We start from the raw sequence: 25,500 nt of genomic DNA on the forward strand, positions 1-25,500 counted from the left end.
CCATGCGAATTTCATCCATTCCATTACGTGTGAGGTAATCGAAACGGGTCACGGGCTGGATCATCTTGGCAGCACAGGAGATGACCCATGCTGATGCTTTCCCTCTTCCGCCTCGTCGCCGCTGCAATCCCGTGGACGCTCAATCTGGCCACCTGGCTGCTGGCGCGCTCGCTGAACATGCCGCAGCCGTTGGTGCACGACACCAGCGTCTTCGTGTTCGTGCAGGTGCAGACGATCGAAAACAGGGTCGGCAAGGCGCTCTGCCCGACGTGGCTGATGCGTCGGCTCCAGTCGCTCCTGCAGCGCTGATCGCTGTCTCGCCCAAAGTCCCCCAAGCAAAGGAGAACTGTCATGATCCGTCCGTCACCATTCCTGAGCCGCGCCCTCGTCGCCGACGCCATCTTCAGCGGCGTCGCGGCAGTCGCGCTGACGCTGGGCGCCGGCGCGCTCGCCCCCTTCCTCAATCTGCCTGACGTGTTGTTGCGTGAAACCGGCCTGTTCCTGATTGCCTATACCGCGCTGGTCGGCTGGCTTGCCACGCGGTCAACGGTGGTGAAGGCGCTGGTGCTACTCGTGATCGTGGGCAACGCGGCCTGGACGCTCGGCAGCATTGCGTTGCTGTTCTCCGGCGCGGTGTCGCCGAACCTGCTCGGTCAGGTCTTCATCGTGGCGCAGGCGATTGCGACCGGCGTGTTCGCCGAACTGCAATATGTCGGGCTGCGCAAGAGCGGTGAGACGGTGACGGCGTAAACCTCGGCCGTCATTGCCTGCGACAAACGTGAAGCGTTTGCGCAAGGGAGCAAAGCGACGAAGCAATCCATGCCTCCGCAAGTAGAGAAGTGGATTGCTTCGCGGAGCCTGTCATCCGGCGGCGCTTTGCGCCGACCGGGTGGCTCGCAATGACGAGGAGGGACTTCAGCTCAATACCAACGCCGCGATCATTCCCGCAAAGGTCAACACAAGCCCGATCACAAGCATCGGCACCAGGCTGCTGCCCGAATACGGGTCGGCCCGCTCCTTGTTCGTCACGACATGTGCTCGATGAGCCATTACTTTGCTCCTGCCTGGTTGCATCGAAATCGTTCCCCGTTGCCGAGCACGACGCCGTGGGCGCCGGCGACGCCGAGTTCGAGGCTCGCCGCAATGCGCCGCGCCCGTTCCACGAAATGCGTTTCCGCCTCGGGCGGACAGATCTCGCGGGCGGTGGCTTCGAACAGCCCGAGCCAGCGGTCAAAATGCCCGGCATCGACCGGCAGCGGCAGATGTTTGGCCATCGGGGTGCCGTGGTAGCGGCCCGTCATCAACGCGACCGACGACCAGAACGCGCACATCTGCGCCAGATGCGGCTCCCAATCCCCGATGCGGGCCTCGAAAATCGGCCCCAGCACCGCGTCGGCGCGCACCTTGGCGTAGAAGCCGTGCACCAAGCGCTCGATCATCGCCTCGTCGATGCCAGTCAGTTCCATGATTTCGGCCGTGATGCGCTCACGCCGCCCCGGCCCTGCCACGATCGCTTCCATTTCTGCGCCTGCCCTTAAATAGGTGTTTCAAATACCTATTTAGCCGGCTATAGATGATTTGCAAGCAGATCTTTTGAAAGGGCTCCCATGCGCCTGACGTCGTTCACGGATTTTGCCTTGCGCGCCCTGATGCGGCTGGCGGGCGAGCCCGGTCGTTCCTTCGCGACCAACGAGATCGCGGCCGAGTTCGGCATTTCCCGCAACCATCTGGCCAAGGTGGTGCGCGACCTCGCCGATAGCGGCTTCATCTCGACCCAGCGCGGCGTCGGCGGCGGCTTCATGCTGGCCCGCCCCGCCCAGTCGATCACCATCGGCGAGGTGGTGCGCGCGCTGGAAGGGCCGCCGCTGGTCGAATGTTTTCGCGAGGATGGCGGCAATTGCGTGCTGAAGCCGCGCTGCCGGCTGAAAGCAAAACTCGCCGCCGCCCGCGAAGCCTTCATGCGCGAACTGGACGCCACGACGCTGGCAGAATGCGCCTATCCCGCGACGGCCGGGCGGAGCCCGGCGGTTGTGTGAGGGCCGCAAGAAACCATCGCAAGGCTCAGGTGCGACACATGAAACCGATCGAATTCGAGAATGGCGCCGTGCAGATCGACGCAGCCATCGTCGCCGAGGGGCTTGGCCTCGCCCTGCCCCTGCTCCAGCAGGAAATGCGCGCGGGAAAGATCACGAGCTTCGCCGAGCGTGGGATCGATGCGGATAGCGGCCGGCATCGCCTGACCTTCTTCTCCGAGCACCGGCGGTTTCGCGTCGTGGTCGACGAAACAGGCGCGATCGTTCAGCGCTCGGCGGTAAACTTCGGGGACTCGTCGCTGCCGAAATCGGTGCGCAAGCCCGGCGGATGAGCCTTCAGATAGCGGCGGGCTGAGCCTCAACGGAAATAGCGGCGGGCTGAGCCTGAAGGGCCGGCGCAGGCGGCGCGGAAACCGGCGGCGTCCTGCCGGCCGATTTCTTGCCGGCAACCCTGACGCGGCTATTGCCGTTCAGATGCTTGCCGTTGAGGGACTTGCGGGCGGGTGACTTGCCGTTTAGAGCCTTGCCATTAAGCGAATGGCCGTTCAGCTTGAGCTTCTTCTTCTTCGACTTCCTCTCAGTCTTTTCCTTCAGCTTCGCTTGTTCCTTCGCTTTTTCCTTGGCGAGCTTTTCCGCCTTCTTCAGCGCCTTCCGTTCGGCCTTGGCCTTCAGGCGGGCCCTCTCCGCCCGCGCCTCGGCGCGTTGCTTCTTGCGCTTCTTCTCGCAGGCCGCGCATTTGCAGCCGATCGGCTTCAGATAGGCTTTGAAATAGTCAGTACCGTAGTCGTAATTGATCTCCTCGCCCGGCTCGATGTCCTTGATGGCGCGGATGAAGACCTTGCGCTTGCGCGGCTTGACGTCGGATTCCGCGTTCGGCTTGCAGGCGTGGTTGATGTAGCGGGCGACGTTCTTGCGGACCGAGCCGTCGATCGTCCAGCGGTTGTTCAGTTCGAACAGGTACTTGTTCTCGATCGCGTCGTCTTTTTTCTTCTTCGAATCCAGGAGCGGCCCGAAATAGCGGATGATCTTGGTGCCCTTCTTGATCGGCTTGGTGGCGAAGAGGCCAAGTCCGGTGGGGGAACGGCCGACACGATAGGGCTTATTCGAGGGAATAGAGGGCATGACGATGGGATGACTACACGCTAGGGAAACGCAGGAATTGCGAGTCGCTCTTCTAGGACGATTCCGCGGCAATGTCAGGTGTTTCGCACCTTTGCCATGAACCTTCCCCAGATTGCGCACGTCTGATCCTGGAAGTTCCATGCGAGAAGTGCAGATGAAACGTGTCCCCCGTCGGCAGCTCATCGTACCAACCGCCGCGGCCCTGTTCGCGGCTGCCTTTAGCCTGATTTCACCGGCCAACGCCCAAACATTCAGCAGCAGCTACACGTCGACGGCGCCGAAGGACTGCCGCACCATCGGCAAGCCCAGGGACCTCGACGGCGGCACCACGCAGGTGTGCCCCGGCAAATCGGGACTGGTGGTGCTGATCAGCGAGGACGACTTGCGCCAAACAGTCTCGGTCGGGCCTAACCATGTGGCCGCCACCAAGGAGCCGGCCGCGGAGGCCTGGTTTGCCCCCTTCAATTCCACCGCCCACACCGTCGAATGGCGAGCGGCGGACGGCAGGCCGTTCGCGATCATTCAGCGCTGGCTGATCGCCGACAACAACGACCTGGACAAGACCGGAAGCCCGACCGCGAAACCGATGCTCGCGGTGACCCGGCTGCCGCCAGGGTCGGTTTGCCATGTCGCCTATATCGACGGCCAGGCCAACCGCAATCCCAACGAGCTGGCCCGCCAGGCCGCAGACGAATTCGCCCGCGATTTCAACTGCGGCAAGGACGAAGTGAAGGTGATTGGCGAGCGCGGCCGCGCGGTGGAATTGGCAAGGCGGTGATGGTAGACGCAGTCTGGCGCTTTCTTGCCGCATTAACGTCAAAGCTTCGGGCTTGAGTGCTTGAACCTTGTCAAACCATATTATTTCACGGCATTACCCGGGGCAGCGATGCACATAAAACTCTTGGCACTCCTCATCGCCGGCATCGCGCTCTCCGGCTGCTGCGCCTCCGGGACTGGCTGCTCGACGCAGACCGCGGGCGCGCCGATTGCATGGGACGGGTTGGGTGAACCGCCGACTGCAGATGGCGAACGAGCCGGGGCGGCCCAGCCAAAGCGGAGGACAGCCCGCAATCGCGAGATCATCCTGGGTCCGCTGAACGAAGCCGCACCGAGATCGGACGCCAGAGCGCGCTACGACGATTGGACACGGCAGCCCAACGAAGACGAGGAAGCCGACGCAAGGCTCGCGCGGCAAACCAAGATTTGCAGGGGCTGCTGAGCGGGACGCCAGCCGCAACCGTCACCGCGCAGCTTCATCCCGCCTGCGAACTCCGGCAGAGCGGCCGCCGTCTTACGCCCCCGGCGGTCGTGGCACTGTCGAGCGCAACATTGCATCCAGAAGCTGGTCGACGCCGGTCCCCTCGGGCAGCCGGTGCACGATATCCTTTAGCCTTCCATCGAGCAGCAGCGTGGTGAAGCCGTGCACCAGCGACCAGGCCCGGGCAATCGCCGCGGCTTGGTCGAGCGACAGCGCCTCCAGCGTCTCACCGGTGAGCTTCTCGTTGCGGCTGAGGCTCACCGCGGTCGCCAATCCCTCGAACGAGGCGGTCGCCGCCTCGTGCAGCGAGGGCCGCGTCATGTCGAGCCGCTCGGTGCGGAACATCAGCCCGTACATGCCGGGGCGCGCCTGCGCATAGGCGACATAGGCCTTGGCGCGGGCCAGCGCCTGCATCAGCGGGCGCGTTTCAGTGTTGCCCGCGGCCGTCATGGCGGCGTTGAATCTGCGGAATCCGATGGCGGCAAGTTCGCTCAGGAGCCCGGTGAGATCGCCGAAATGATGGGTCGGCGCGGCATGCGACACGCCGGCCTCGCGTGCCACCGCGCGCAGCGTCAGGCCCGGCAGCCCGTCGCGTTCCAGCACCCGCTCGGCGGCGGCGAGCAAGGCGTCGTGCAGATCGCCATGATGATAAGGGGTCTCGCCGGCTGGACGGCGACGCCGGCTGGCCGGCTTTTCGGCCACGGCCCTTGCGGGCCTGCGCTTCGCGGCGGGACGGTTCGTTCTGGTTTCTCGCGATGTTCTTGCCATACGACTCTTTATAGCTGCAATTTTTACACTGTAAAGATTTTGCTTGACGGCGTGCCGCAACGTCCCTACTGATATCTTTACGATGTAAAGATTCAACCGGAGGAAACGTGCGATGCTCGACCAGGTGAAGACCGAGGCGGCCCGAACCAACCTTGCGCCGATCCCGATGGAATGCGACGCGCCGTTCCTGAAAGTGACCGGCGAATTGCCGCGCGAACTCAACGGCACGCTCTATCGCAACGGCCCCAACCCGCAATTCGACGCGCCCGGCGCGCACTGGTTCGTCGGCGATGGAATGCTGCACGCCTTTCATCTGGAGAACGGCCGCGCCAGCTACCGCAACCGCTGGGTCCGCACCCCGAAATGGCTGGCCGAGCACGACGCCGGCCGCGCGCTGTTCGGCGGCTTTGGCCGCAGGCTGCCGGATACGCCTGCCTCGGTTACGCAGGACGGCGGCGTCGCCAATACCAACATCATCTTTCATGGCGGCCGCCTGCTCGCACTCGAAGAGGGCCATTTGCCGACCGAGATCGAGCCCGGCACGCTCAACCGGCTCGGCTATTGCGACTATGGCAAAGGCATATCCGGACCGTTCACGGCGCATCCCAAGATCGATCCCGTCACCGGCGAGATGGTGTTCTTCGGCTACAACGCCGCGGGCCTCTTGACGCCCGCCCTCTCCTTCGGATCAATCAATGCGTCCGGCGTGGTAACGCGCTTCGATCACTTCGAGGCGCCCTATGCCAGCATGGTGCACGACTTCATCGTCACCGAAAATCACCTGCTGTTTCCGATCCTGCCCCTCACCGGCAGCATCGAGCGCGCCATGACGGGCCGGCCGCCTTATGCCTGGGAGCCGGACAAGGGCGCCCATGTCGGCGTCATGAAGCGCAACGGCTCCGCCAAGGATCTCTTCTGGTTTCGCGCCGAGTGCTGCTACGTTTTCCACGTCATGAACGCGTGGGAGGACGGCGATCGGATCATCGCCGACGTCATGCAGTACGAAGAGCCGCCGCTGTTCACCCATCCCGACGGCACCCCCACTGATCCCGGCAAGTCGCGCGCCCGGCTGTGCCGCTGGACCTTCGATCTTTCGGCGAATACCGATCGCTTCACGCAAACCTGGCTCGACGACATCGCCGGCGAATTCCCGCGCGTCTGCGATCGAAGCGTCGGCTCCGCCAATCGGCACGGGTGGTATGCCTGCGCCAATCCAGAGCTGCCGACATCAGGTGGATTGTCGGGCCTTGTACACGTCGACGGCAATGGATCGCGCCTTGGCCAGTACTTGCTGCCTGCCGGCGATACGATCTCGGAAGCGGCGTTCGTCCCACGCGGCAACAATACTGGCGAGGGCGACGGCTGGCTGATGTCGGTGGTCTGGCGCGCCCGCGAAAACCGCAGCGACCTCGCCGTGTTCAATGCCACCGATGTCGATTCCGGGCCGGTGGCACTGGTGCATCTCGGCCACCGAGTGCCCGATGGCATTCACGGCAATTGGGTTGGCGCGGCGTAAGGGGGCAGCTCATCCCTCCGTCGTTCCGGGCTCGATGCTGCGCATCGCCCCGGAACGACGGCATCAATAGACAGCCACGGGGAGACACATATGCACCTGCCCTCGATCACGTCAGCCTATCTCGCCGTACTCGCCCTGCTCTACACCGTTCTCGCTGTTCAGGTCGGGCGGCTGCGCATGAGAGATCGGGTCACATTCGGCGACAACGGAAGCCTCGCGCTGCGGAGCGCGATCCGCGCGCATGCCAACTTCGTCGAATACGTGCCGATCATCACGCTGATGGTCGCGATGCTGGAAATGTCCGGCCTCGGAGCCACGTGGGTCCATCTGTTGATGGGCACGCTGCTGGTCTCGCGACTGCTGCATCCGCTCGGCATGTACGCCGCGCCCGATACGCTGCAATTCCGCGTCGGCCGGATGGGCGGCATCACGATCACGCTCGTTTTATTGCTTGCCAGCGCCCTGACGATCCTGGCGCGCGTCTTATAGGCAAGCAAGGCATTGCAAACACTTTGATTTTCTCACTTTGCGAATTTTATTTTGACACTGTAAAGATTTTTCTTGACGACTCCCTGCCTTCCCCATAGTTTATCTTTACGTTGTAAAGATTAGCCGAGAAGCTGCCATGACCATCTTCCTGATCCTCGCCCCGTTCGGTTCGTTCGCCCTGCTGATGCTGGTGACCTCCGCCGAGATCAGCCTGTTCGTATCGGCCGGGATTTGCCTCGCTGTCATCGGCATAGACGTCTATCGCGGCCGTTCGGTCAAAACGCTCGGCGCGGGCTGCGTCGTCGTGTTCACCGCACTCGGCGCATACATCGCGCTGATCGATCCGAATATGACCCATTCGTCCGTCAAGCTGGCGGTCGATATCGGCGTGCTCGCAATATCGCTGGCGTCGCTCATCATCCGCAAGCCGTTCGTTCTGCAATATGCGCTTGAGGAGGTCGATGCCGAGACTGCGAGGCTGCCCGGCTTCAGGAAGGCGATCTATGTCATCACCTGGGCGTGGACCGGCGCCTTCGTCCTGATGATCGCCGGCAACGTGCTGATGATCTACGTGCCGGGCGTGCCGCTCTGGTCCGGGCTCATGATCGCCTTCGCCGCCCGCAACAGCGCCGCCTATTTCACGACATGGTATCCACAATATCGCAAGACAAAGCATGGTTCCGCGCCGGCCAACGCCCTGCCCGGCCCCCACTAAGTTACCCTTTTTCGATCCGCAACAACCCTCCAGCAGAAAGCAAGCCGATGAAGGACGTATTCGCCAGACTGGGCGCCGATTTTTTCTCCACCATCCTGTTCATCGCGATCTACCTCACCACCGACAACGTGCTGCTGGCGACCGGCGTGGCGATCGCAGGCGCCATCGCCCAGGTGATTTACTCGCGCGTCAAGGGCAAGGAGCTCGGCTACATGACGTGGGCGAGCCTGGCACTCGTCATCGTGCTCGGCAGCGCGACGCTGTTGACGCATGATCCGCGCTTCGTGCTGGCGAAACCCGCGATCGGCCATCTTGCGATCGGCGTCATCATGCTCAAGCGCGGCTGGATGCTGCGCTATATGCCGCCGATCGTGACTCAGGCCATTCCCGAGTATGTCACCTTCGCGGGCTACGCCTGGGCCGCGCTGTGTTTCGTGCTCGCCGCCGGCACCATCGGTGTCGCCATGACCGGCGACATGAAGCTGTGGACGTTCTACGTGACCGTCGTACTGGTCGGCGCCAAGATTGCCGCCTTCGCAATTCAATACATCGCGTTTCGTGTCTTGGTCGGCAGCCGGCTTCGCGCTGCCGCCCAACGCGCCTAAAGAAATACGCGTCAAAAGGACGCTTGAGACGGTTGGGCTTGTATGGCGAGATAGGCTATACCGCCGATCGAGTTTGGCGGGATCTCGCAAACCATTCCGGTTTGCCGAAAAAAATGTCGGGAGACAAAGATGGCCGTGGACGGAAACTGGAACATCACCATGAGCACGCCTATGGGCGAGCGCAAGGCGACGCTGGCGGTAACGAGCTCGGGCGGCACACTGACGGGAACGCAAGGCGCCGACGGCAATTCCGGCGAAATTTTTGACGGCACCGTCAACGGCGACGACGTCGCCTGGAAGATCTCCATCACCAACCCGATGCCGCTGACGCTCGCGTTCACCGGCAAGGTTTCCGGCGACAGCATGTCCGGCGAAATGGGCATCGGCCCGATGGGCAGCTTCCCCTTCACGGGATCGCGGGCGTAGGTTCTCCCCCTAAAACCAGATCCGCATCGGCAAGCCGTGCGCATCAACGGGCGGCGCCCCCTCGGGGACGCTGCCCGCAGGCTCGCGGGCCGCAATCGCAACCGCGCAGGCATCCAGCACATCGTCAGGCTTTGCACCGCTACGTTCATCGGTCAGCCAGCGATCGATCTGCCGAAAGCCCGATTGCTTGAGCAGCGCGCGGCGCAGCGCAACTCCCCCGGCGGATTTCTTCGACGGCAAGGGCTCGTTGCCGTTCAATCGCAGAAACACCAGTTCGGGATGCACCTCGCGAATATCGCGAGATGGATTCGCGCGCACGAACGCGTCGACCTCCATGATCTTCGCACCCAGATGCCAGAGCTGGCGGGACACCCGCTTTTGCCCGCGCCGCTGCGCCTCCCGGTTGGCATCATTGGGATCGCTGAACTCCGACCACAGCCAGCGGCGAGCGCCGGCAAAGACGCGCGACGCGTGCGGCCGCAATTTTGCTCGAGCCAGCAGGTCGCAGTCGCGTTCGCCGTGATCGCTCATCCCGATCGGGATATCGATCCCCGCTCTATCGCAAGAACGCGACAGCGCGTCCGTGATGTCGCGATGAAAAGAGATTTCCTGCACGTCACCGTCGAGGAGAACGGCAACCCAGCCTTTGCTGAACCCGTCGAGGCCAAGCGCCCTGCACCCCGACCTCTTGCTCACTTCGGTCGGCTGGGCACGATTGCAATCGGATTGAAGGTATAGACCGCTTCGCCATGCTGGTTGTAGGCGATCCACTTGACCCGGGCGATACCTTGCGGCTTCGTGCGCGATGCCACCAATTCCACCACCTCCCCTTCGAGAAAAATGGTGTCGCCGGGCCGCACCGGCTTCAGCCAGCGCAGATCGTCGACGCCGGCGCCGAACAGCGGGTGCGGCCCGAACGGCCGCGCGCTCGCGGCGAGCCGCATGGCGATCGCCGCCGTCTGCCATCCGGAAGCGGCGAGGCCCCCGAGAATGGACTTCTTGGCCGCCTCCTCATCGAGATGAAACGGCTGCGGATCGTACTCTTTGGCGAAGCGGACGATGTCCTCCTTCGACACCGTCGCCGCCTCACTCTTGAAGCGCATCCCGATCTTCAGGTCGTCGAACCACTCGATCATCGCGTCCTCGCTCACATTTCAAGCCGAACGCGAACAGGTCACCCCAGATTCAATTCCTTGAAGAAATCATTGCCCTTGTCGTCGATGATGATGAAGGCCGGGAAATCCTCGACCTCGATACGCCAGATCGCTTCCATGCCGAGTTCGGGATATTCCACCACCTCGACCTTCTTGATGCAGTGCTCGGCGAGGTTTGCCGCCGCACCGCCGATCGAGCCGAGATAGAAGCCGCCGTGCTTCTTGCAGGCCTCGCGCACCGCGACCGCGCGGTTGCCCTTGGCGACCATCACCATCGATCCGCCCGCTGCCTGGAACTGGTCGACGAAGGAATCCATGCGACCCGCGGTGGTCGGGCCGAACGCCCCGGAGGCGTAGCCGTCGGGCGTCTTGGCGGGACCGGCGTAATACACCGGATGGTTCTTGAAGTAATCCGGCAGCGGCTCGCCCTTCTCCAGCCGCTCGCGCAGCTTGGCGTGGGCGGAATCGCGCGCCACGATCATCGTGCCGGTCATCGAGACGCGCGTCTTGATCGGGTATTGCGACAGCGTCGCCAGAATTTCCATCATCGGCTTGTTGAGATCGATCTTCACGACCTCGCCGCCGAGCGACTGTTCGACCGCAGGCAAATACTGCGCCGGATTATGCTCGAGCTCCTCGAGATAGACGCCGTCCTTGGTGATCTTGCCGAGCACCTGGCGGTCCGCCGAGCAGGATACGCCGAGCCCGATTGGCAGCGACGCGCCATGCCGCGGCATCCGAATCACGCGCACGTCGTGGCAGAAATACTTGCCGCCGAACTGCGCGCCGACGCCGAGCGACTGCGTCATCTTCAAGATTTCCTGCTCCATCTCCAGATCGCGGAACGCGTTGCCATCGGCCGAGCCGTGGGTCGGCAACGCATCGAGATAGCGCGCGGACGCGAGTTTTACGGTTTTCATGCAGAGCTCGGCGGAAGTGCCGCCGATCACGATGGCCAGATGATACGGCGGGCACGCCGCGGTGCCGAGCGTCAGCACCTTCTCCTTCAGGAACGCGAGCAGGCGGTCTTTGGTCAGCACCGAAGGCGTCGCCTGGAACAGAAAACTCTTGTTGGCGGAGCCGCCGCCCTTGGCCATGAACATGAATTTGTAGGCGTCATCGCCCTCGGCGTAGATCTCGCACTGCGCCGGCATGTTGTTGGCGGTGTTCTTCTCCTCATACATCGACAACGGCGCGACCTGCGAATAGCGCAAGTTACGGCGCAAATAGGCGTCGCGCGCGCCTTCCGAGAGCGCGGCCTCATCGTCGCCATCGGTGATGACGTTGCAGCCCTTCTTGCCCATGATGATCGCGGTGCCGGTATCCTGGCACATCGGCAGCACGCCACCGGCGGCGATGTTGGCGTTCTTCAGGAAGTCAAAGGCGACGAACTTGTCGTTGTCGCTGGCTTCCTTGTCTTCCAGGATCGAGCGCAACTGCTTCAGGTGGCCCGGCCGCAGATAGTGATTGATGTCGCCGAAGGCAGCCTCCGACAGCGCCCGCAGCGCCTCGCGCGACACGACGAGCATGTCCTTGCCGAGCACCTTTTCGACCCGCACGCCCTCGGCCGTGATCTTCTTGTAGGGCGTGGTGTCCGCGCCGAGCGGAAACAGCGGCGTGTGCTTGTAGGGCGGAACAGGCTTTTGGTCAGGGAAGGCGGTCGGGGCGTTCATGGCTGGCTCGTCTGTTCGAAAGGCCGGAGACGTCTAGGGGGACTTCAGGCCGGCGATAGAGCCGTTCTAAGCACTTTTTGGATAAAGGGAAGGTTTTGCGGAGCTTCCAGACCAGCGGTTTCCGCATCGCCCATCAGGCCTGCCGATCCCGTGCGCCATGCACAATGGCAATCACCTCAATCGCGCCAGCGGCCTCATCCACCGAGTAGACTATAATATAGGAATATAGGGCGTTTCCAACAATTCTCGCGTTCCTTCGACCAGACCCGGCCTCCCCATATGCGCAAGGCCGACAACAGCGAGCCGATTGATGCGAAGCTGGATACGCCGAACCAGTTCGGCGGCTGCGGCGGGGCTATCTTTGGAAATCCAGTCGAATATCCCGTCGAGATCACGGGCGGCGGATTCGTGAACGATGATCTTCATTCACCGAGGCGCCGACGAAGCCGCTCGTTGAACTCTTCCAACGTCAATTTCCGAGCTTTCGGATCGGCGCGCCGACGCCGAACCTCCTCGACCTGCTCATCGGTCAGCCGGTAGACGCTTTCGTTCTGCGATTCCATTAGCATCAAGACCTTGGCAGCGTCCTCTTGACGTTCGCTCGGCCAAGTCAGCACGCGATCCAGGACAGCTTTCACCTGCTCTTTCGTCATGACGTTATCATAGCACAGTTCAGGATAGACCCCTCGCTGACAATCAGTGCGAACGAACCTCACTTCGTACAATTTTGGGATGTTGGCCCGAATCCCCATTGAACCGTTCCGGGCCCTCTTCAGACAAATCGGAGATTTCCAACATTCTGCCCAACCGATTGCGATTGTAATGAACTCCGCCACCACATTGCCTGACGCAGCCCCGATCCGCGCCCCGCGGCTGCTCGGGCTATATCTGCTTCTGATCATCATTGCCGCCATCGAAGCGTTCGATGGGCTGTCGCACGCGCCGATGTTGTTCGGCGATATGTCGGAAATTCCCGGCCCCGGCCTCGGTGGCGCGATCATCAAGGCGTACGTTGCGAGCCATCCCCTGCTGGCGCTGGCAGCGCTGGGGTTTGCCACCGTCGGCCGGCTGCGTCACGCGATCATGGCGCTTGGCGCGCTCGTGCTCATGACCTGGCTGAACTTCATGCCCTCGGTGGTATGGCACGGGTTGGATTTTCGTGGTGTCTCCGCCTTCGAGACGCCTGTCCGAATGATCGCGTTTCCGCTGATGGCCGCCTGCGCCATAGCGCTTGCCGCACGCAGCCAGTGGCTGGGACTCGCCACCCTGCTGGTCAGCATTCCCACGCTGTACGGCGTGTTCGCCGTGATCGCCTTCGGAATTGGCGTCATCCTCTACGGTTTCTGACAAGCAAGTTGACTTCCGCGCGTCCCCCTTGCAGGAAATCCGCGCGCGGGTTTCAATAGCGCAAAGGGGCATTCACAATGGCTTTGGGACCACAAATTCTCCGACCGACCCTGCTTGCCGCCACGCTGGCGCTGGTTGCTGTGGTCGGCGCATCGCCGGCGCAGGCCGACCGCTGCGACGATATCGCCAAGGAATTGAAGAACCAGATCGACGGCCTCAAGATCAGCGTCAATACCGGCAACACGATCTATCTGACGCATCCGGCGGCGAAAGAGCTGTCGCTCGGATGCCGCGGCCGCAATTATTCCAACGAGCTCTACGCCAAGGCGGACCGCAAGCCGAAGCCGCAATTCTTCGAACTGATCGCGTCGGCCGGCGCCATCATTTTCACGATTCCGAAGCCCGACGTTGCGACCGGCTCCTCGCGCTGCATCAAGCGCATGGGCCTACTGCGCGGCGACAAGGTTTCCATGCGCTTCCGCCGGCTTAACATGGAATGCACGCGCACCAAGACCGAGGCTTCGATCGTGGTGACCCGCGGCAAGGATGAGTAGATCCGCTCCCGATCCGTCGCATTCTAACGATTCCGCGAGCCGGCCGTTCACCATTGGACGGGATTGACGGCGTCGGCGCGGGATTGCCGCGCGGGATTCACCAATCGTTCGCTTCAAGCCGGCCAGTGTCGGAAGCAACCAAGAGGATGCTTCCGATGAATGTCTCTGCTGTCGCCGCAACGGTGGTGGTCAAACCGCCTGAAGTCCCGGTGTTCAAGGCTCCCGACAAGACCCCCGACGTCCAGAACGGCGCTGCCGCCGACGGCACCCGCACGCCGAAGCCGACGCTGGTCGCTCCCCTGCCGCCGGGTCAGGGAACGCGGATCGATCGGCTGGCCTGACGGCTCGCAGCCCTGCCCTGCGGCAAGGCCGGCGCCGCAAGTTTGCCGAAAAACCGCGCGATCATGCTGTCACGGGGAATGGAACCCGGGCATGATCGCAAAACTCTTGCTGCAGAACACCATCGTCGTCATTGCCATGGGCGCGCTATTGTTCGCCGCGGCGGGTTCGCTGGACTGGCCGGCGGCGTGGGTAATGCTGATCGTCAGCGCGATCCTTGGCCCCGCCTGCGGATTGTGGCTAGCCAAGACCGATCCGGCGCTGCTCGCCGAGCGCATGCGGCCGACTTTTCAGGCCAACCAGCCTGCCGCCGACAAGATATTCATGCTGATCTTCTTTCTGGCGCTGTTGCTATGGCTCGTTGCGATCGGCCTCGACCGGCGCGCGAACGCCTCCGACGTTCCGCTGCCGCTGCAGGCGCTCGGCCTTGCGATGTATCTGCTCTCGATCGCCTTCATCATGTGGGTGTTCCGCGAGAATTCGTTCGCCGCACCGGTCGTCAAGGTGCAGGCCGAGCGCCACCAACGCGTAATCTCAAGCGGGCCCTACGCCTTCGTCCGTCATCCCATGTACAGCGGCATCATGCTGTACTTCCTTGGAATACCGCTGCTCCTGGGATCGTGGTGGGGTGTGGCGTTCGCGCCGGTGTTCGCCGTCCTGTTCGCCATTCGCGCCCGCATCGAGGAGCGCGCGCTGGTCGAAGGACTGCCTGATTATGCTGACTATGCCGCGCGCGTGCGCTATCGTCTGGTGCCCGGACTTTGGTGAAACATGGCGATGGCGAACCAGAATGCCCGATAGCAAGACCTATACCGGCGGCTGCCATTGCGGCCAGGTACGTTTCGAATGCACCAGCGACCTCGCGATGGTCACCGCCTGCAACTGCACGATCTGCACCAAGAAGGGGCTGCATTTCACCTTTCTCGATCCGAAGAGCTTTCATCTCCGCGCCGGCGAGGAAAACCTGAAAGAATACCTCTTCAACAAGCACGTGATCCACCACCAGCTCTGCGTCGATTGCGGCGTCGATGTCTTCGCGCGCGGCAAGAAGCCCGACGGCAGCGACGTGGTGGCGCTGAATGTAAGCTGCATCGACGGCATCGAACTGTCGAAGCTGACGATGACGCCGGTGGATGGACGGAGCATGTGACGGCAACGCCGTCATTCCGGGGCGCGCGCCAGCGCGAACCCGGAATGACAGGACTAGATATCGAGCGCCTTGTACCTCCGGAAGATCCCCTCCTCGTTGAACGCAATCCGTCGATCGCTCGCCAGATACGCCTTGATGTTCGGCCGCGCCGCCACCCGGTCGTGCAGGCCGACGAGCCCGGGAATCTCCCCTTCGAACTCCTGCATGCGCTTTGGAAAGGCGTAGCGCAGGCCTTCCACGATCTGGAACAGCGACAGATCGACATAGGTCAGGCGGCGGCCGGTGATGTAGGTGCCGCCATTGGCCGCCAGCAGGTCCTCGAAATAGATGAGATATTTCGGCACGCGCGATTTCCAGAATTCATCGGTGCGCTTTTTTGCCGGCGCCTTCTGGTCCTCGTAATAGAGCGACTGACCGAGCGGGTGATGGGTGTCGTGCACTTCCAGCACCAGATCGGCGATCGTGAGCTGCAATTGATGCACCCAGAGTTTGCCGGCCTCGGCCTTCGGCGCCAGCCCATGGCGCGATCCCAGATAGAGCAGGATGTTGGCGGTCTGCCCGATCACCAGCTTCCCGGCTTTCAGGAACGGCGGCGCGAAGGGCGGCGTTCCCTTCCCCGCTTCCATCATGCGCGTCATTGCCGACATGCCGTTGCCGCGGCGCGCCACGTCGGTATAGCCTGCGCCGGCCTCCTCCAGCGCGAGGCGGACATATTCGCCGCGGCCTTGAATCATCGGCCAGTAATAGAGCTCGTAACGCATCGATGACACCTCCGCTACCGGTTTGACCGACATAACAAATCATCCCGCGGTTCGTTCGTCACGCCAAACACGGCGTCCGCGCAACCGTCGCAGCATGAACGCGGCGCGCAGATCTCCGCTAGGCGCCGAATCTGTCCGAGTGCGAGCGGGCGTGGTAGGTTGCTTCCCGCTTGAAGCGTTGATTTCTCAACACGACAGGAGAACGGGGATGGCGGACAACAGCAAGAAGCGCGGCGGGGCCGATCGCGGGCTGATCGCGGTGAGCGAGCCTTACGAGGTCGCTTACTGGTCGAAGAAATTCAAGATCACGCCGGCCAAGCTGAAAGCCGCCGTCAAGAAAGTGGGGCACTCCGCCAAGAAGGTAGGCGCCTATATCAAGCTGCACAAGGCTGCCGACCGGGCCCGCATCGCGGTGAGCCAGCCCTATGAAGTCAGCTACTGGTCGAAGAAGTTCAAGGTCACGCCCGCCAGATTGAAGGCCGCGGTCGCCGCCGTCGGGCATTCGTCGAAAACAGTCGGCGCCCATCTCGCCAAGGGCAAGGCTCCGAAGAAGGCGAAGAAGAGCGCCAGGAAGAGTCCCGGCAAAATGACAAAGAAGCGCACAAAGAGAAAAGCCGCCTAGCGGCGGCCTTTAGCGCGACCAAGGCAATGCGCCCAAGCGATAGCCGAGCGGCTCTCAGTAGCCGCATGTGCTGCAGCGCGGCGCGACGTCATGACCACGCGCGAATGGCCTCAATCGTCATCGTCAGCAGGGTGCCAGCGGCGCATTGGGCGGTGGCCGTAGCGTTCGCGGACAGTGTTCCGCATGTATGTCGGTCGTCCGCGATCAGCGTCGATGCGGACGCTGCGCCGCTGATAAATTGTCCGCCCACGGCCATCGTCGGTCGTAATTGTATCGACACGGGTATGAACGCCGTTCGACGAGTTGGAGCTGGAATTCGACGACGTGTTGCCGGCCAGCGCCACCGTCGTCGGCGCCAGGACGGTCAAAATCAACGCGACAAGCAGACGTTTCATGGCAAGTCCTCCGATCCCGATTAAAACTCGCCAGACAATCAGGAGTTCCGCGATCAGGAGGCAGACCAGGCCCGTTACCTCATACGTACGTCAATCTCTCTCAGGCTTGCCGGAGAGGTTATCTGGCGAACGCAAAAAATACCGCGCGGTCAGTTCGTCGCGAAGCAATAGAACAACCCGTCGCCGCCGGTGCTCTTCAGGTCGGCCTGCGAGCAGCCACCGTCAGATCCGCGCGAGGGGTGCGAAGAGTTCCAGGATTTCGAGGCGTCGTCGTCGCGCAGGCCGACGCGATCGGAATGTCCGACTATCGCGGCGCCTTGCGTCGAACTCGTCCAGTTCTTGCAGGTGCGATCCTCGCCCGCCGCAAACGCTGACCCATCGGGCTGCGATCCCGTCAGCACATCGTGGCGATTGGACGTATCGCCGCGGCCGTTGATGACCTCGCCCTTCTCGCTGAGCGCGGTCTGCTTGGTGAGACCGTTGGCGCCGTGCAATTCGGCGACGTCCTTGGCGACTACCGCGCCCTTGGCATTCTTCCACGGCCCCTTGCCGATGCGATCGCGCGCATTGACGGCCGGCGTGCCGTCGGCGGCTTGCGTCGAGAGGTAAGCGCGCCAGGTCTTGCCGCCGGCTCCGGCCGCCTGCGCCAATGTCTGGCAGTGATTGTCGGCGCCGGCGAGCCCGCCGAGATTGCCGCCATTGCCGATGCCGTTGCTGGTCACGAAGAAACCGGTATCGGCCGATTGCGCCTGCGCGGGCGCGCTGGCGAGAGCCGATATGGCGGCAAGCGCAAAGCATGCCGGCGAGATGATCCTGGCGAAGCTCTTCATCTGGTTTCTCCCTGTTGTTTTTGATTCGTTGGCATCAACACATCACGGCAACCATTATTCCGGCGCGAAATGAGGCCGGCATTCTGATAAAGAAAAAGGCGCCGCGGAACGAACCGCAGCGCCTTCTTCGTCACGTTGTGGCGATCAGCTGGTCTGCTGGATCGCCGAGAGTTCCCAGTCGCTGCCGCGTCGGCGGGCGAAGGTCCAGACTTCGGTCGCTTCGATCGGGGTTTCGCTGCCCGCGACCAGACGGCCGGTGGTGCGTTCCATGGTCTTGTCGACCAGCGAGAACCGCATCGCCACGCTGGCGAAATCGGTTTCACCTTCGCGCCAGGCTTCTGCGAGGTCGCCCTGCAGCAGCTTGACGTCGGTCACCTTGTTGACGTCGTTCTTGGCCTTGTTCTCCTCGAGATCCTTGGAGAAGTAGGACACCATCTCGGGGGTCGCCAGCGTATGCAGCTTAGCGACGTCCTCGTTCGACCACGCGGCCTGAACCTCACTGAGCAGACGCTCGAAGGCTTCATAGTCGGCCGGCTGGATCTCCAGCGGCGCGCTGCCCGATCCCAGTCCAAAGCCACCGAGGCCGGAACGGAAGCTGGTCTGTGCACCGGGACCTTCGGCGGCAGGAGCAGGTCCATTCGCGTAGGCGGAGGCCGCCGTATGGCGGCGCTGCCACCACGACATCGCCAGCCGCACCACGATAACGATCAGGGCGACCTGCAGCAGCAGGCCGATGATCGAGGACAGGCCGCCGAGGCCGGAGAACAAGCCGCCGCCGGTCAGCATGCCGAACAGGCCTGCGCCAAGGAAGCCCATGGCGAGACCGCCAAGCATGCCCCCCATCATTCCGGGCCGGTTGAAGAACCCACCCTTGTTGGCCGCGCCGGCAGCCGCCGGGGCGCCCACGCCGGGAGTGCCCGGTTGGGTGAAGGTACGGTTCATGGGTTGCGCGGCGCCTGGCGCGGTGGTGGTGCTCGGGGGCGCCGAATAGGTCTTCGATCCGCGCGAACCGGAACTGCCGCCACCGCCGACGCGGGCGTCAGCCTCCGAGATCGCGATCGCCAACGGGAGCGCCACGGACAGGACGATGGCCAGTGCCCGAATAATTCCGCGCGTGCCTTGCGAGAAATTCATGTGTTTTTCCTCAGTCCCCAGGATGGGGAAGCGTCCCTAAGATGGGCACGGCTGCCTAAAAGTGAAGCCATTATCGGGAACCGGAACTGCGGCCCTCGGTCGCGGGGATGTGACGATTTGGCCGTGAACGCCGTATTCACCATGAGTCGCTGGCTCTCGGCCCAGGCGCTAAGACGCCGTCATGGTCTCCTTGACCTTCTCGACCAGCGCGCTGAGCGCGAACGGTTTCGGCAGGAAGGCGAATTGTTCGTTCTCCGGCAGGCTCTTGTCGAAGGCTTCTTCAGCATAACCTGAGACGAAGATGATTTTGAGATTCGGATTGCGCTTGCGCATTTCGCGCAACAGCGTCGGGCCGTCCATTTCCGGCATCACGACGTCGGAGACGACAAGATCGACCGCGCCGTCCTTTTCGTCGAGCGCCTCCATCGCCTCGATGCCGTTGGAAGCCTCGATCACGCTGTAGCCGCGCGAACGAAGGCCGCGTGCATTCAGGGAGCGCAGCCCATCCTCGTCTTCCACCAGCAGGATGGTGCCCTGCCCGGTCAGGTCGGGCCGCGGCTTCGCCGCGGCTTCCTTGCCCGCACCGTTGGTGGCCTGCGCCTCCGGCTGCGCTTCCAGTTCGGGCCGATGACGCGGCAGGAAGATGCGGAACGTGGTGCCTGCGCCGGGTGTGGAGTCGACATAGACAAAGCCGCCGGTCTGCTTGACGATGCCGTACACCGTCGAGAGACCAAGCCCGGTGCCCTTGCCGACCTCCTTGGTCGAGAAGAACGGTTCGAAAATCTTGTCGACGATGTCGGCGGGGATTCCGGTACCGGTATCGGAAATGTCGATCCGCACGTAGTCGGCGGCCGGCATGCCCTTGTGGGTGAGCTGGGCTGCTTCATCCACCGTCACATTGGCGGTCCGCACCGTCAGCTTGCCGCCATCTGGCATGGCGTCGCGCGCGTTGACCGCGAGATTGACGACCACCTGTTCGAACTGCGAGACGTCGACCTTGACCGGCCAGAGATCGCGACCATGCACGAGGTCGAGCTTGACCTTCTCCCCGATCAAGCGCCGCAGCAGCATGGTGAGATCGGACAAGGCGTCGCCGAGGTCGAGCACCTGCGGCCGCAGCGTCTGGCGGCGCGAGAACGCGAGCAGTTGCCGCACCAGCGTCGCCGCGCGGGTGGCGTTCTGCTTGATCTGCATGATGTCCTGGAACGACGGATCGGTCGGTTTGTGCGCGTTCAGCAGGAAGTCGTTGGCCATCATGATGGCGGACAGCACGTTGTTGAAGTCGTGCGCGATGCCGCCGGCGAGCTGGCCGACCATGTCCATCTTCTGCGACTGGTTGATCTGGTTTTCCAGCGTGCGCCGCTCGGTGGTCTCCAGCAGATAGACGATGGCGGCTTCGGTGTCGCGCTCGTCCTCCTCGACCGCGGTGACGAAGAACTGCCCCCAGCGCTCCTTGGCGCCGTCGAGCATGGCCTCGACCGGGGCGATATCGCCCTGCCCTTCCGCCGCCTGGTTGATCGCTGCGATCAGAAGGCTGCGGTCGCGCGCGTTCACGGTGCGGATGATCGACTTGTTCGCCGCGCCGTCCGGGCTGAGGCTCTGCGCGAGCTTGGCGAAGCGGGCATTGGCGCGCACCACGGCGCCGCCGCGGTCCACCGTCGCAATCGCCATCGGCGTATGGTCGAAGAATCGCATGAAGCGGACTTCGGCGGCGCGTTCGGGGTCGGAATGCTCGTCGCGCGCGCGGCTGATCACGAGCGTACGCGACGAACCCGGCGAGCCGTCGGCGCCGAAGGCGAGCTTGTGATAGAGCCGCACCGGCATGGTCTTGCCGCCGCGCATGCGCAGGTCGATGTCGAACACCTCGGTCTTGACCTCGCCGGGCACCGCCACGATCGAGGTCAATAGCGCAGCGCCGTCGCCGGAGACGATATCGGTGAGCTTCAGCCCACCCGAACCGATCTCGGTGAGATCGTAATCGAGCCAGTTCGCCAGCGTGGCGTTGACATAGATGACGTCGCCGGCCGGACTGACCGAGAAGAAGCCACACGGCGCGTGGTCGAGATATTCGATCGCGTGCTGCAGCTCCCGGAACACATCTTCCTGGCGCTCGCGATCCCGCGTGATGTCGGCGATCGACCACACCGCGTATTTTGCTTCGCGCTTGCTCTGGCCGAGCGGACGAACCCGCATCCGCAACCAGCGTCCCTGGGCACCGTCAGAGCCGGCGATGCGGACCTCCTCCTGCTGCCGCTTGCCTTCGCGGGCGGCCTTGAGCAGGCGGAACACGGCTTCGGAGACGTCCGGGTTACCGATGAAGACGCGTTCGATGGGGCGCACGTCCTGCGGGCTTGCGGCGCCCGTCAGCGCCAGGTAGGCGGCGTTCGAATAGACGACATGGCCCTTCGGGTCGGTCACGGCCAAACCGTCATGGGCGTGATCGGCGATGCGGCCCATTACGGGGTCGTCGGCGGCGCGGTCGATAAAGCGGATGATACCGGCGGCAAAGGCGAACAGATTGAACAGGCCGACCATGGCGAGCAGCGCCAGCACGCCGAGGATATAGGGCTGGGCCTGTGCGCGGCCGATGGTCATCAGCGCCACCGCCACCGCCACGATGCCGGCAGCCACCAGCAGCACCAGCACGATGCTACCGCCCCGCCGCGCCGGTTCGTGAGCCGCAAAGGGCTTGGTCGGCGAATGGCTGTCAGTTTCGACGGTCATATGAAGCGGCGTTGCCCTTCGGCGAGGAGGTCACGCGCCGGTCAAAATTGGCCGGCCGCAGGTAACCCCGCGTTCGGCTGGCGCACCCCTTATTGAGTGCCTGAATCGGCCCCGCAAGCGCAAGCCCATCAGGCGGCTATTTGACAGATTGAAGGCATTTCAAGGCGATTTCCAGCGGTTCCTTTCACATTCTCCGGGTGGCAAGCCCGTTCTTCAGGCCCATGACGTAGCCGATGATCTCGGCGACCGCGTGATAGTGCTCGACCGGAATCTCCTCGTCGATATCGACGGTGGCATAAAGCGCGCGCGCCAGCGGCACGTTCTCCACGATCGGAATGTCGTGCTTCCTGGCGATTTCCCGGATCTTGAGCGCGATGTTGTCGGCCCCCTTGGCGACGCAGACCGGCGCCGACATGCCGCGGTCGTAGGACAGCGCCACGGAATAGTGGGTCGGGTTGGTGATGATCACGCTGGCCTTGGGAACGGCGGACATCATGCGCTTCTTCATCCGCTGGACCCGCAACTGCCGGATACGGCCCTTGATGTGGGGGTCGCCTTCGGACTGCTTGTATTCGTCCTTGATCTCCTGCAGCGACATCTTCTGCCGCTCGAACCATTGCCGGTACTGGAAGAAGTAGTCCGCGATCGCAACCGCCGCCAGCATCGCCACCACGGCGCCCATTAGCTGCAGCGTCAGGTTGGTGGTGACGCCCAGGATTGCCGAAGGGTCGAACATCAGGAACGATTCGAGGCGATCGCGCTCCGGCCACAGCACCGCCATCATGACGGCACCGAGCGCGATCAGCTTGAACACGCCCTTGGCGAAATTGGCCACCGCCTGCTTGCCGAAGATGCGCTTCAGGCCCGCGCCGGGCGACACCTTGCTGAATTTCGGCTTCAGCGATTCCGAGGACCACACCAGCCGGTGCTGGATCATGTTGCCGGCGATCGCGGCGATTGCCAGCATCAGGAGCGGCACGCCGATCGCGCCGAGCACGGCATAGCCCAGCGTGTTGCCGAGCGCGAGCAGCGCCGCGCCATCGGTGCGAAGCTGGCCCGCATTGGCGATCAGGTTGCGCAGCGGCGTCAGGATGCCGCCGCCGATCGATCCCGAGAAGGTCGATAATATCAGCGTGGCGCCCGCAATGATGAACCAGGTGTTGACCTCCTGGCTTTTGGCGACGTCCCCCTTTTCAAGCGCATCGTCGAGACGTTTTTGCGTAGGGTCTTCTGTTTTGTCGTCGGAATCGTCGGCCATCGCGGCGTCCTAGCCTTTTGTTTGAGCATGATCTCCGCGCAAACGCGTTCCGCGTTTGTCGCGAGGGAAGACCGGTACCCACTTTTCCGGATCATGCTCTATTTCAGCGGCGTCAGCTCGTGCATCACGCCGATGAAGTAGTTGAGATAGGTCGCCATCATTCCGGTGAGGACGAGGCCGAAGATCAAAAAGCCCACCATGATCGACAGCGGCACGCCGACGAAATAGACCTGCATCGCCGGCATCAGCCGCGCCAGCACACCAAGGCCGATATTGAAGACGAGGCCGAACACCAGGAACGGCGCCGAAAGCTGCATGCCGATCTTGAAGGCGGTGGCAAACGCGCGCGTGGCGAGCGCCGCGACGTCGCCGCTCGGCATCAGTTCGCCCGGCGAGAAAATCCGGTAGCTCTCGTTCAGCGCCGATATGACCAGGTGATGGCTGTCGGTGGCAAACAGCAGCGTCATGCCCAGGATGGTGAGAAAATTGCCGATCAGCAGACCCTGTTGCCCCTGGGTCGGGTCGACGGCGGTGACGAAGCCGAGGCCGAGTTGCTGAGCGATCACCGAACCCGCGACCGCCAGCGCCGACAGCGTGACGCGCGCGGTGGCGCCGAGCACGATGCCGATGACGATCTCGTGCACCATCAATACGCCGAGCGAACTCATCGAGGTCAGGTCGACCTGATAGGCGGCGCGGTGCAGCGGCAGGATGATCAGCGTCAGGAGCAGCGCGATCGCAAGCTTGATGCGCACCGGGATATTGCTCTCGCCGAATCCCGGCAACAGCATCACCATGGCGCCCACGCGGGCGAATACCAGCATGAAGGTGGCGGCAAGGGCCGGCAGCAGCGATATGTCGACGCGCATTTATTGACAATGCATCAACCGCCTATGATTCGCGACGATATCCGCATCATGTGGCTGTGCAGCGAATCCGCCATGAACGGCAAAGCCAGCAACAACGTCACGAAGATCGCGAGAATCTTCGGTACGAAGATCAGCGTTTGTTCCTGGATCTGGGTCAGCGCCTGGAATAGCGAGACCACGACGCCGACCACGAGGCCGATCACCATCAGGGGCGACGACACCACCACGATGGTCCAGATCGCATCGCGCGCCACGTCGAGGGTTTCAGCACCGGTCATTTCAACTTCCTTCTCTACACTTGTCCGCGGCAACGACTTGTCCGCCGAAGCTCAACGAGCGAAGGCGGAACTATCGGGCCCAGGATGACGTCCCGAGGGACGTCAGATTGGCATCTTCATGATGTCTTCGTAGGACTGGATCACCCGGTCGCGCACCGACACCAGCGTCGAGACCGCGACGTCGGTCTCCGCGACCGCCGTCACCACGTCCATGACGTTAGCCTTTCCCGAACTCATTGCCATGGTGTGGGCGTCGGATTTCTTGCCGGCATCCAGCACGCTTCCCACCGCGTCCTTGAGCAGCGCGCTGAAGGACGGGCCGCCGGCGGATGGGCCGCTCTTCTCGGCGCCGCCGGTTTCCATGATGCGCGAAAGCGCGGCGTAGGCGTTTGCTGCAACGGTCGGTGAAGCCATTTTCTATGGTTCCTGTTCAGGCCTTGAGGATGTCGAGCGTGCGTTGAATCATGCGGCGCGTGGCGCTGATGATGTTGAGGTTGGCTTCATAGGACCGCTGCGCCTCGCGCATGTCGGTCATTTCGACCAGCGGATTGACGTTGGGATATTTGACGTTGCCGCCCGCGTCCGCCGCCGGATTGCTCGGCTCATGCTTGACGCGAAACGCCGACTGGTCGGTCCTGACCTTGCCGAGCGTCACGACCCTGGCGTCCAGCGTGCGGTCGAGCGCTGACGAGAATGTCGGCACCTTGCGGCGATAGGGATCGCCGGCCGCGGTCGGCGAGGTGGAGTCCGCATTGGCGATGTTTTCCGAGATCACCCGCATCCGCCCCGCCTGCGCGCGCAACCCCGAGGTCGCGATACTCATCGAGCGGGCGAAGTCGCTTCCATCATCTGCCATGATCCGGCTCCCTTACGCGTCAGCGTTTTCCGATGGCGGTTTTGAGAAGTCCGAGGCTGCGGCTGTAGAGCGAAGTCGCCGCGGCGTAATCCATCTGGTTGGCCGAAACCTTCAGCATCTGGTCTTCCAGATTGACCGCATTGCCGGCAGGCTTGGTCAAGAAGCCGCTCTTGCCGCCATCGCCCCTGAAGCTCTGCCCGCCGCCGGAGACGCCGATATGGGTGCCGCTGGTGCGCATCATGGCGAGCGACCCCATCGCGCCGCCGACGTTGGCGCCCTTGTTGTCGAACTTCGGCTCGACCAGGTCGCTCGGCCTGAAATTCGGGGTGTTGGCGTTGGACACATTTTCGGCGAGCACGCGCTGGCGTTCCTGGTGCCACTGCATCTTGGTGCGCAGCGCCGACAGGATCGGAAGGTCGTTGATAGCCATCGCGAGCGGCTCCCCGTTAACCTCTGGCAGACGCCGCGAGGTAGGCAGAATTTGCCCGGTGTATGGTTAACGGCCGGTTAAAATTACGTTATGCTCCCGCCGACGTCAGCCAATACCCGCTGACAGCGACAAAACGAGCGCATTTTCGCCACGAAAACTGCGTTAACCAGCAGCACCCAATGCAACTTGGGGCG

At 63.0% G+C, this 25,500-nt stretch carries 36 protein-coding genes; 16 read left to right on the top strand and 20 right to left on the bottom strand.

Annotated features, from left to right (window positions below):
* Nucleotides 1–87: 87 nt before the first annotated feature.
* Nucleotides 88–309 carry a hypothetical protein gene (locus V1279_RS21460; RefSeq protein WP_334439817.1) on the top strand — a complete coding sequence of 74 codons (222 nt, stop codon included), beginning with the start codon at nt 88–90 and terminating at the stop codon, nt 307–309.
* A 42-nt stretch (nt 310–351) separates the two neighbouring features.
* Nucleotides 352–750 (top strand): hypothetical protein, encoded by a 399-nt coding sequence (locus V1279_RS21465; RefSeq protein ID WP_334439820.1) that lies wholly within the window; start codon nt 352–354, stop codon nt 748–750.
* A 165-nt stretch (nt 751–915) separates the two neighbouring features.
* Here the strand turns inward: V1279_RS21465 and V1279_RS21470 are convergent, their stop codons facing one another.
* The gene (locus tag V1279_RS21470; RefSeq protein WP_334439823.1) at nt 916–1,050 is read right to left on the bottom strand and encodes a hypothetical protein; all 135 of its coding nucleotides are present in this window, start codon (nt 1,048–1,050) and stop codon (nt 916–918) included.
* Nucleotides 1,050–1,520, bottom strand: a complete 471-nt coding sequence (locus tag V1279_RS21475) for a group III truncated hemoglobin (protein WP_334439825.1) — start codon at nt 1,518–1,520, stop codon at nt 1,050–1,052. Before V1279_RS21475 ends, V1279_RS21470 begins: the two co-directional genes overlap by 1 nt.
* Nucleotides 1,521–1,607: 87 nt before the next feature.
* Here V1279_RS21475 and V1279_RS21480 point away from each other — a divergent pair, with 87 nt between their 5' ends.
* Together V1279_RS21480 and V1279_RS21485 are read left to right on the top strand one after the other, a co-directional pair.
* Nucleotides 1,608–2,036 carry an RrF2 family transcriptional regulator gene (locus V1279_RS21480; protein WP_334439827.1) on the top strand — a complete coding sequence of 143 codons (429 nt, stop codon included), beginning with the start codon at nt 1,608–1,610 and terminating at the stop codon, nt 2,034–2,036.
* Nucleotides 2,037–2,074: 38 nt separating this feature from the next.
* Nucleotides 2,075–2,365: a DUF6522 family protein gene (locus tag V1279_RS21485; protein ID WP_247516327.1), complete on the top strand. Its 291-nt coding sequence runs from the start codon at nt 2,075–2,077 to the stop codon at nt 2,363–2,365.
* A 4-nt stretch (nt 2,366–2,369) separates the two neighbouring features.
* Here V1279_RS21485 and V1279_RS21490 read toward each other — a convergent pair whose 3' ends face one another.
* The gene (locus tag V1279_RS21490; RefSeq protein WP_334439833.1) at nt 2,370–3,155 is read right to left on the bottom strand and encodes an SET domain-containing protein; all 786 of its coding nucleotides are present in this window, start codon (nt 3,153–3,155) and stop codon (nt 2,370–2,372) included.
* A gap of 139 nt (nt 3,156–3,294) precedes the next feature.
* On the opposite strand from V1279_RS21490, the gene V1279_RS21495 reads away from it, so the two are divergent.
* Entirely contained in the window at nt 3,295–3,933 is a 639-nt protein-coding gene (locus tag V1279_RS21495) for a hypothetical protein (protein ID WP_334439836.1), read from the top strand.
* 513 nt (nt 3,934–4,446) lie between these two features.
* Here the strand turns inward: V1279_RS21495 and V1279_RS21500 are convergent.
* Entirely contained in the window at nt 4,447–5,181 is a 735-nt protein-coding gene (locus tag V1279_RS21500; RefSeq protein WP_442894796.1) for a TetR/AcrR family transcriptional regulator, read from the bottom strand.
* Between the two features lie 112 nt (nt 5,182–5,293).
* Here V1279_RS21500 and V1279_RS21505 point away from each other — a divergent pair, with 112 nt between their 5' ends.
* From V1279_RS21505 to V1279_RS21525, 5 genes are all read left to right on the top strand, one after another.
* Entirely contained in the window at nt 5,294–6,697 is a 1,404-nt protein-coding gene (locus tag V1279_RS21505) for a carotenoid oxygenase family protein (protein WP_334439841.1), read from the top strand.
* Nucleotides 6,698–6,787: 90 nt separating this feature from the next.
* Entirely contained in the window at nt 6,788–7,186 is a 399-nt protein-coding gene (locus tag V1279_RS21510; protein WP_334439844.1) for an MAPEG family protein, read from the top strand.
* Nucleotides 7,187–7,322: 136 nt separating this feature from the next.
* Nucleotides 7,323–7,901 (top strand): hypothetical protein, encoded by a 579-nt coding sequence (locus V1279_RS21515; protein ID WP_334439847.1) that lies wholly within the window; start codon nt 7,323–7,325, stop codon nt 7,899–7,901.
* A gap of 47 nt (nt 7,902–7,948) precedes the next feature.
* Nucleotides 7,949–8,506 (top strand): inner membrane-spanning protein YciB, encoded by a 558-nt coding sequence (locus V1279_RS21520; protein WP_334439850.1) that lies wholly within the window; start codon nt 7,949–7,951, stop codon nt 8,504–8,506.
* Between the two features lie 129 nt (nt 8,507–8,635).
* Nucleotides 8,636–8,932 (top strand): hypothetical protein, encoded by a 297-nt coding sequence (locus tag V1279_RS21525; RefSeq protein WP_334439853.1) that lies wholly within the window; start codon nt 8,636–8,638, stop codon nt 8,930–8,932.
* Nucleotides 8,933–8,941: 9 nt separating this feature from the next.
* Here the strand turns inward: V1279_RS21525 and V1279_RS21530 are convergent, their stop codons facing one another.
* The 5 genes from V1279_RS21530 to V1279_RS21550 all read right to left on the bottom strand — a co-directional run bounded on the left by V1279_RS21530 (nt 8,942) and on the right by V1279_RS21550 (nt 12,511).
* Nucleotides 8,942–9,628, bottom strand: coding sequence for a DUF429 domain-containing protein (locus tag V1279_RS21530; protein WP_334439856.1), 687 nt, complete (start codon nt 9,626–9,628; stop codon nt 8,942–8,944).
* Nucleotides 9,625–10,068, bottom strand: coding sequence for a MaoC family dehydratase (locus V1279_RS21535; protein ID WP_334439859.1), 444 nt, complete (start codon nt 10,066–10,068; stop codon nt 9,625–9,627). The genes V1279_RS21530 and V1279_RS21535 overlap by 4 nt, the downstream gene beginning before the upstream one ends.
* A gap of 38 nt (nt 10,069–10,106) precedes the next feature.
* Nucleotides 10,107–11,759 carry a fumarate hydratase gene (locus V1279_RS21540; protein ID WP_334439862.1) on the bottom strand — a complete coding sequence of 551 codons (1,653 nt, stop codon included), beginning with the start codon at nt 11,757–11,759 and terminating at the stop codon, nt 10,107–10,109.
* A 210-nt stretch (nt 11,760–11,969) separates the two neighbouring features.
* The gene (locus V1279_RS21545) at nt 11,970–12,185 is read right to left on the bottom strand and encodes a type II toxin-antitoxin system RelE/ParE family toxin (protein WP_334439865.1); all 216 of its coding nucleotides are present in this window, start codon (nt 12,183–12,185) and stop codon (nt 11,970–11,972) included.
* A complete protein-coding gene (locus tag V1279_RS21550) occupies nt 12,182–12,511 on the bottom strand; it encodes a hypothetical protein (protein ID WP_334439868.1) in 330 nt (109 codons plus the stop codon). Before V1279_RS21550 ends, V1279_RS21545 begins: the two co-directional genes overlap by 4 nt.
* Nucleotides 12,512–12,581: 70 nt before the next feature.
* Here V1279_RS21550 and V1279_RS21555 point away from each other — a divergent pair, with 70 nt between their 5' ends.
* The 5 genes from V1279_RS21555 (at nt 12,582) to V1279_RS21575 (ending at nt 15,149) form a co-directional block, all read left to right on the top strand.
* Complete coding sequence (locus tag V1279_RS21555) at nt 12,582–13,106, top strand: hypothetical protein (protein WP_334439871.1); 525 nt, start codon at nt 12,582–12,584, stop codon at nt 13,104–13,106.
* A gap of 77 nt (nt 13,107–13,183) precedes the next feature.
* Complete coding sequence (locus V1279_RS21560; protein WP_334439874.1) at nt 13,184–13,660, top strand: hypothetical protein; 477 nt, start codon at nt 13,184–13,186, stop codon at nt 13,658–13,660.
* A gap of 155 nt (nt 13,661–13,815) precedes the next feature.
* Complete coding sequence (locus tag V1279_RS21565) at nt 13,816–14,001, top strand: hypothetical protein (RefSeq protein ID WP_334439877.1); 186 nt, start codon at nt 13,816–13,818, stop codon at nt 13,999–14,001.
* 91 nt (nt 14,002–14,092) lie between these two features.
* On the top strand, nt 14,093–14,767 hold the full coding sequence (locus tag V1279_RS21570; protein ID WP_334439879.1) for a methyltransferase family protein: 675 nt from the start codon (nt 14,093–14,095) through the stop codon (nt 14,765–14,767).
* A gap of 22 nt (nt 14,768–14,789) precedes the next feature.
* The gene (locus V1279_RS21575) at nt 14,790–15,149 is read left to right on the top strand and encodes a GFA family protein (RefSeq protein WP_334439882.1); all 360 of its coding nucleotides are present in this window, start codon (nt 14,790–14,792) and stop codon (nt 15,147–15,149) included.
* Between the two features lie 53 nt (nt 15,150–15,202).
* Here V1279_RS21575 and V1279_RS21580 read toward each other — a convergent pair whose 3' ends face one another.
* On the bottom strand, nt 15,203–15,910 hold the full coding sequence (locus V1279_RS21580; protein WP_334446514.1) for a glutathione S-transferase: 708 nt from the start codon (nt 15,908–15,910) through the stop codon (nt 15,203–15,205).
* Between the two features lie 208 nt (nt 15,911–16,118).
* On the opposite strand from V1279_RS21580, the gene V1279_RS21585 reads away from it, so the two are divergent.
* Nucleotides 16,119–16,532: a DUF3606 domain-containing protein gene (locus V1279_RS21585; RefSeq protein ID WP_334439885.1), complete on the top strand. Its 414-nt coding sequence runs from the start codon at nt 16,119–16,121 to the stop codon at nt 16,530–16,532.
* Nucleotides 16,533–16,642: 110 nt separating this feature from the next.
* Here V1279_RS21585 and V1279_RS21590 read toward each other — a convergent pair whose 3' ends face one another.
* From V1279_RS21590 to flgB, 10 genes are all read right to left on the bottom strand, one after another.
* On the bottom strand, nt 16,643–16,927 hold the full coding sequence (locus V1279_RS21590; protein WP_334439888.1) for a hypothetical protein: 285 nt from the start codon (nt 16,925–16,927) through the stop codon (nt 16,643–16,645).
* A gap of 149 nt (nt 16,928–17,076) precedes the next feature.
* Complete coding sequence (locus tag V1279_RS21595; RefSeq protein ID WP_334439891.1) at nt 17,077–17,757, bottom strand: lectin; 681 nt, start codon at nt 17,755–17,757, stop codon at nt 17,077–17,079.
* A 144-nt stretch (nt 17,758–17,901) separates the two neighbouring features.
* Nucleotides 17,902–18,891: a Tim44 domain-containing protein gene (locus tag V1279_RS21600; protein WP_334439894.1), complete on the bottom strand. Its 990-nt coding sequence runs from the start codon at nt 18,889–18,891 to the stop codon at nt 17,902–17,904.
* Between the two features lie 168 nt (nt 18,892–19,059).
* Nucleotides 19,060–21,615, bottom strand: a complete 2,556-nt coding sequence (gene cckA / locus V1279_RS21605; protein ID WP_334439896.1) for a cell cycle histidine kinase CckA — start codon at nt 21,613–21,615, stop codon at nt 19,060–19,062.
* Between the two features lie 184 nt (nt 21,616–21,799).
* Nucleotides 21,800–22,873, bottom strand: coding sequence for a flagellar biosynthesis protein FlhB (gene flhB, locus V1279_RS21610; protein WP_334439899.1), 1,074 nt, complete (start codon nt 22,871–22,873; stop codon nt 21,800–21,802).
* 98 nt (nt 22,874–22,971) lie between these two features.
* A complete protein-coding gene (gene fliR, locus V1279_RS21615) occupies nt 22,972–23,742 on the bottom strand; it encodes a flagellar biosynthetic protein FliR (protein WP_334439900.1) in 771 nt (256 codons plus the stop codon).
* Nucleotides 23,743–23,756: 14 nt separating this feature from the next.
* Complete coding sequence (gene fliQ / locus V1279_RS21620; protein ID WP_025588824.1) at nt 23,757–24,020, bottom strand: flagellar biosynthesis protein FliQ; 264 nt, start codon at nt 24,018–24,020, stop codon at nt 23,757–23,759.
* Nucleotides 24,021–24,122: 102 nt separating this feature from the next.
* Nucleotides 24,123–24,434, bottom strand: coding sequence for a flagellar hook-basal body complex protein FliE (gene fliE, locus V1279_RS21625; protein ID WP_334439901.1), 312 nt, complete (start codon nt 24,432–24,434; stop codon nt 24,123–24,125).
* A 16-nt stretch (nt 24,435–24,450) separates the two neighbouring features.
* Nucleotides 24,451–24,876 carry a flagellar basal body rod protein FlgC gene (gene flgC / locus V1279_RS21630; protein WP_334439902.1) on the bottom strand — a complete coding sequence of 142 codons (426 nt, stop codon included), beginning with the start codon at nt 24,874–24,876 and terminating at the stop codon, nt 24,451–24,453.
* Nucleotides 24,877–24,895: 19 nt separating this feature from the next.
* Complete coding sequence (flgB, locus tag V1279_RS21635) at nt 24,896–25,306, bottom strand: flagellar basal body rod protein FlgB (RefSeq protein WP_334439903.1); 411 nt, start codon at nt 25,304–25,306, stop codon at nt 24,896–24,898.
* Nucleotides 25,307–25,500 lie beyond the last annotated feature (194 nt).

It is taken from the genome of Bradyrhizobium sp. AZCC 1610, from assembly GCF_036924515.1.
Classification (GTDB): domain Bacteria; phylum Pseudomonadota; class Alphaproteobacteria; order Rhizobiales; family Xanthobacteraceae; genus Bradyrhizobium.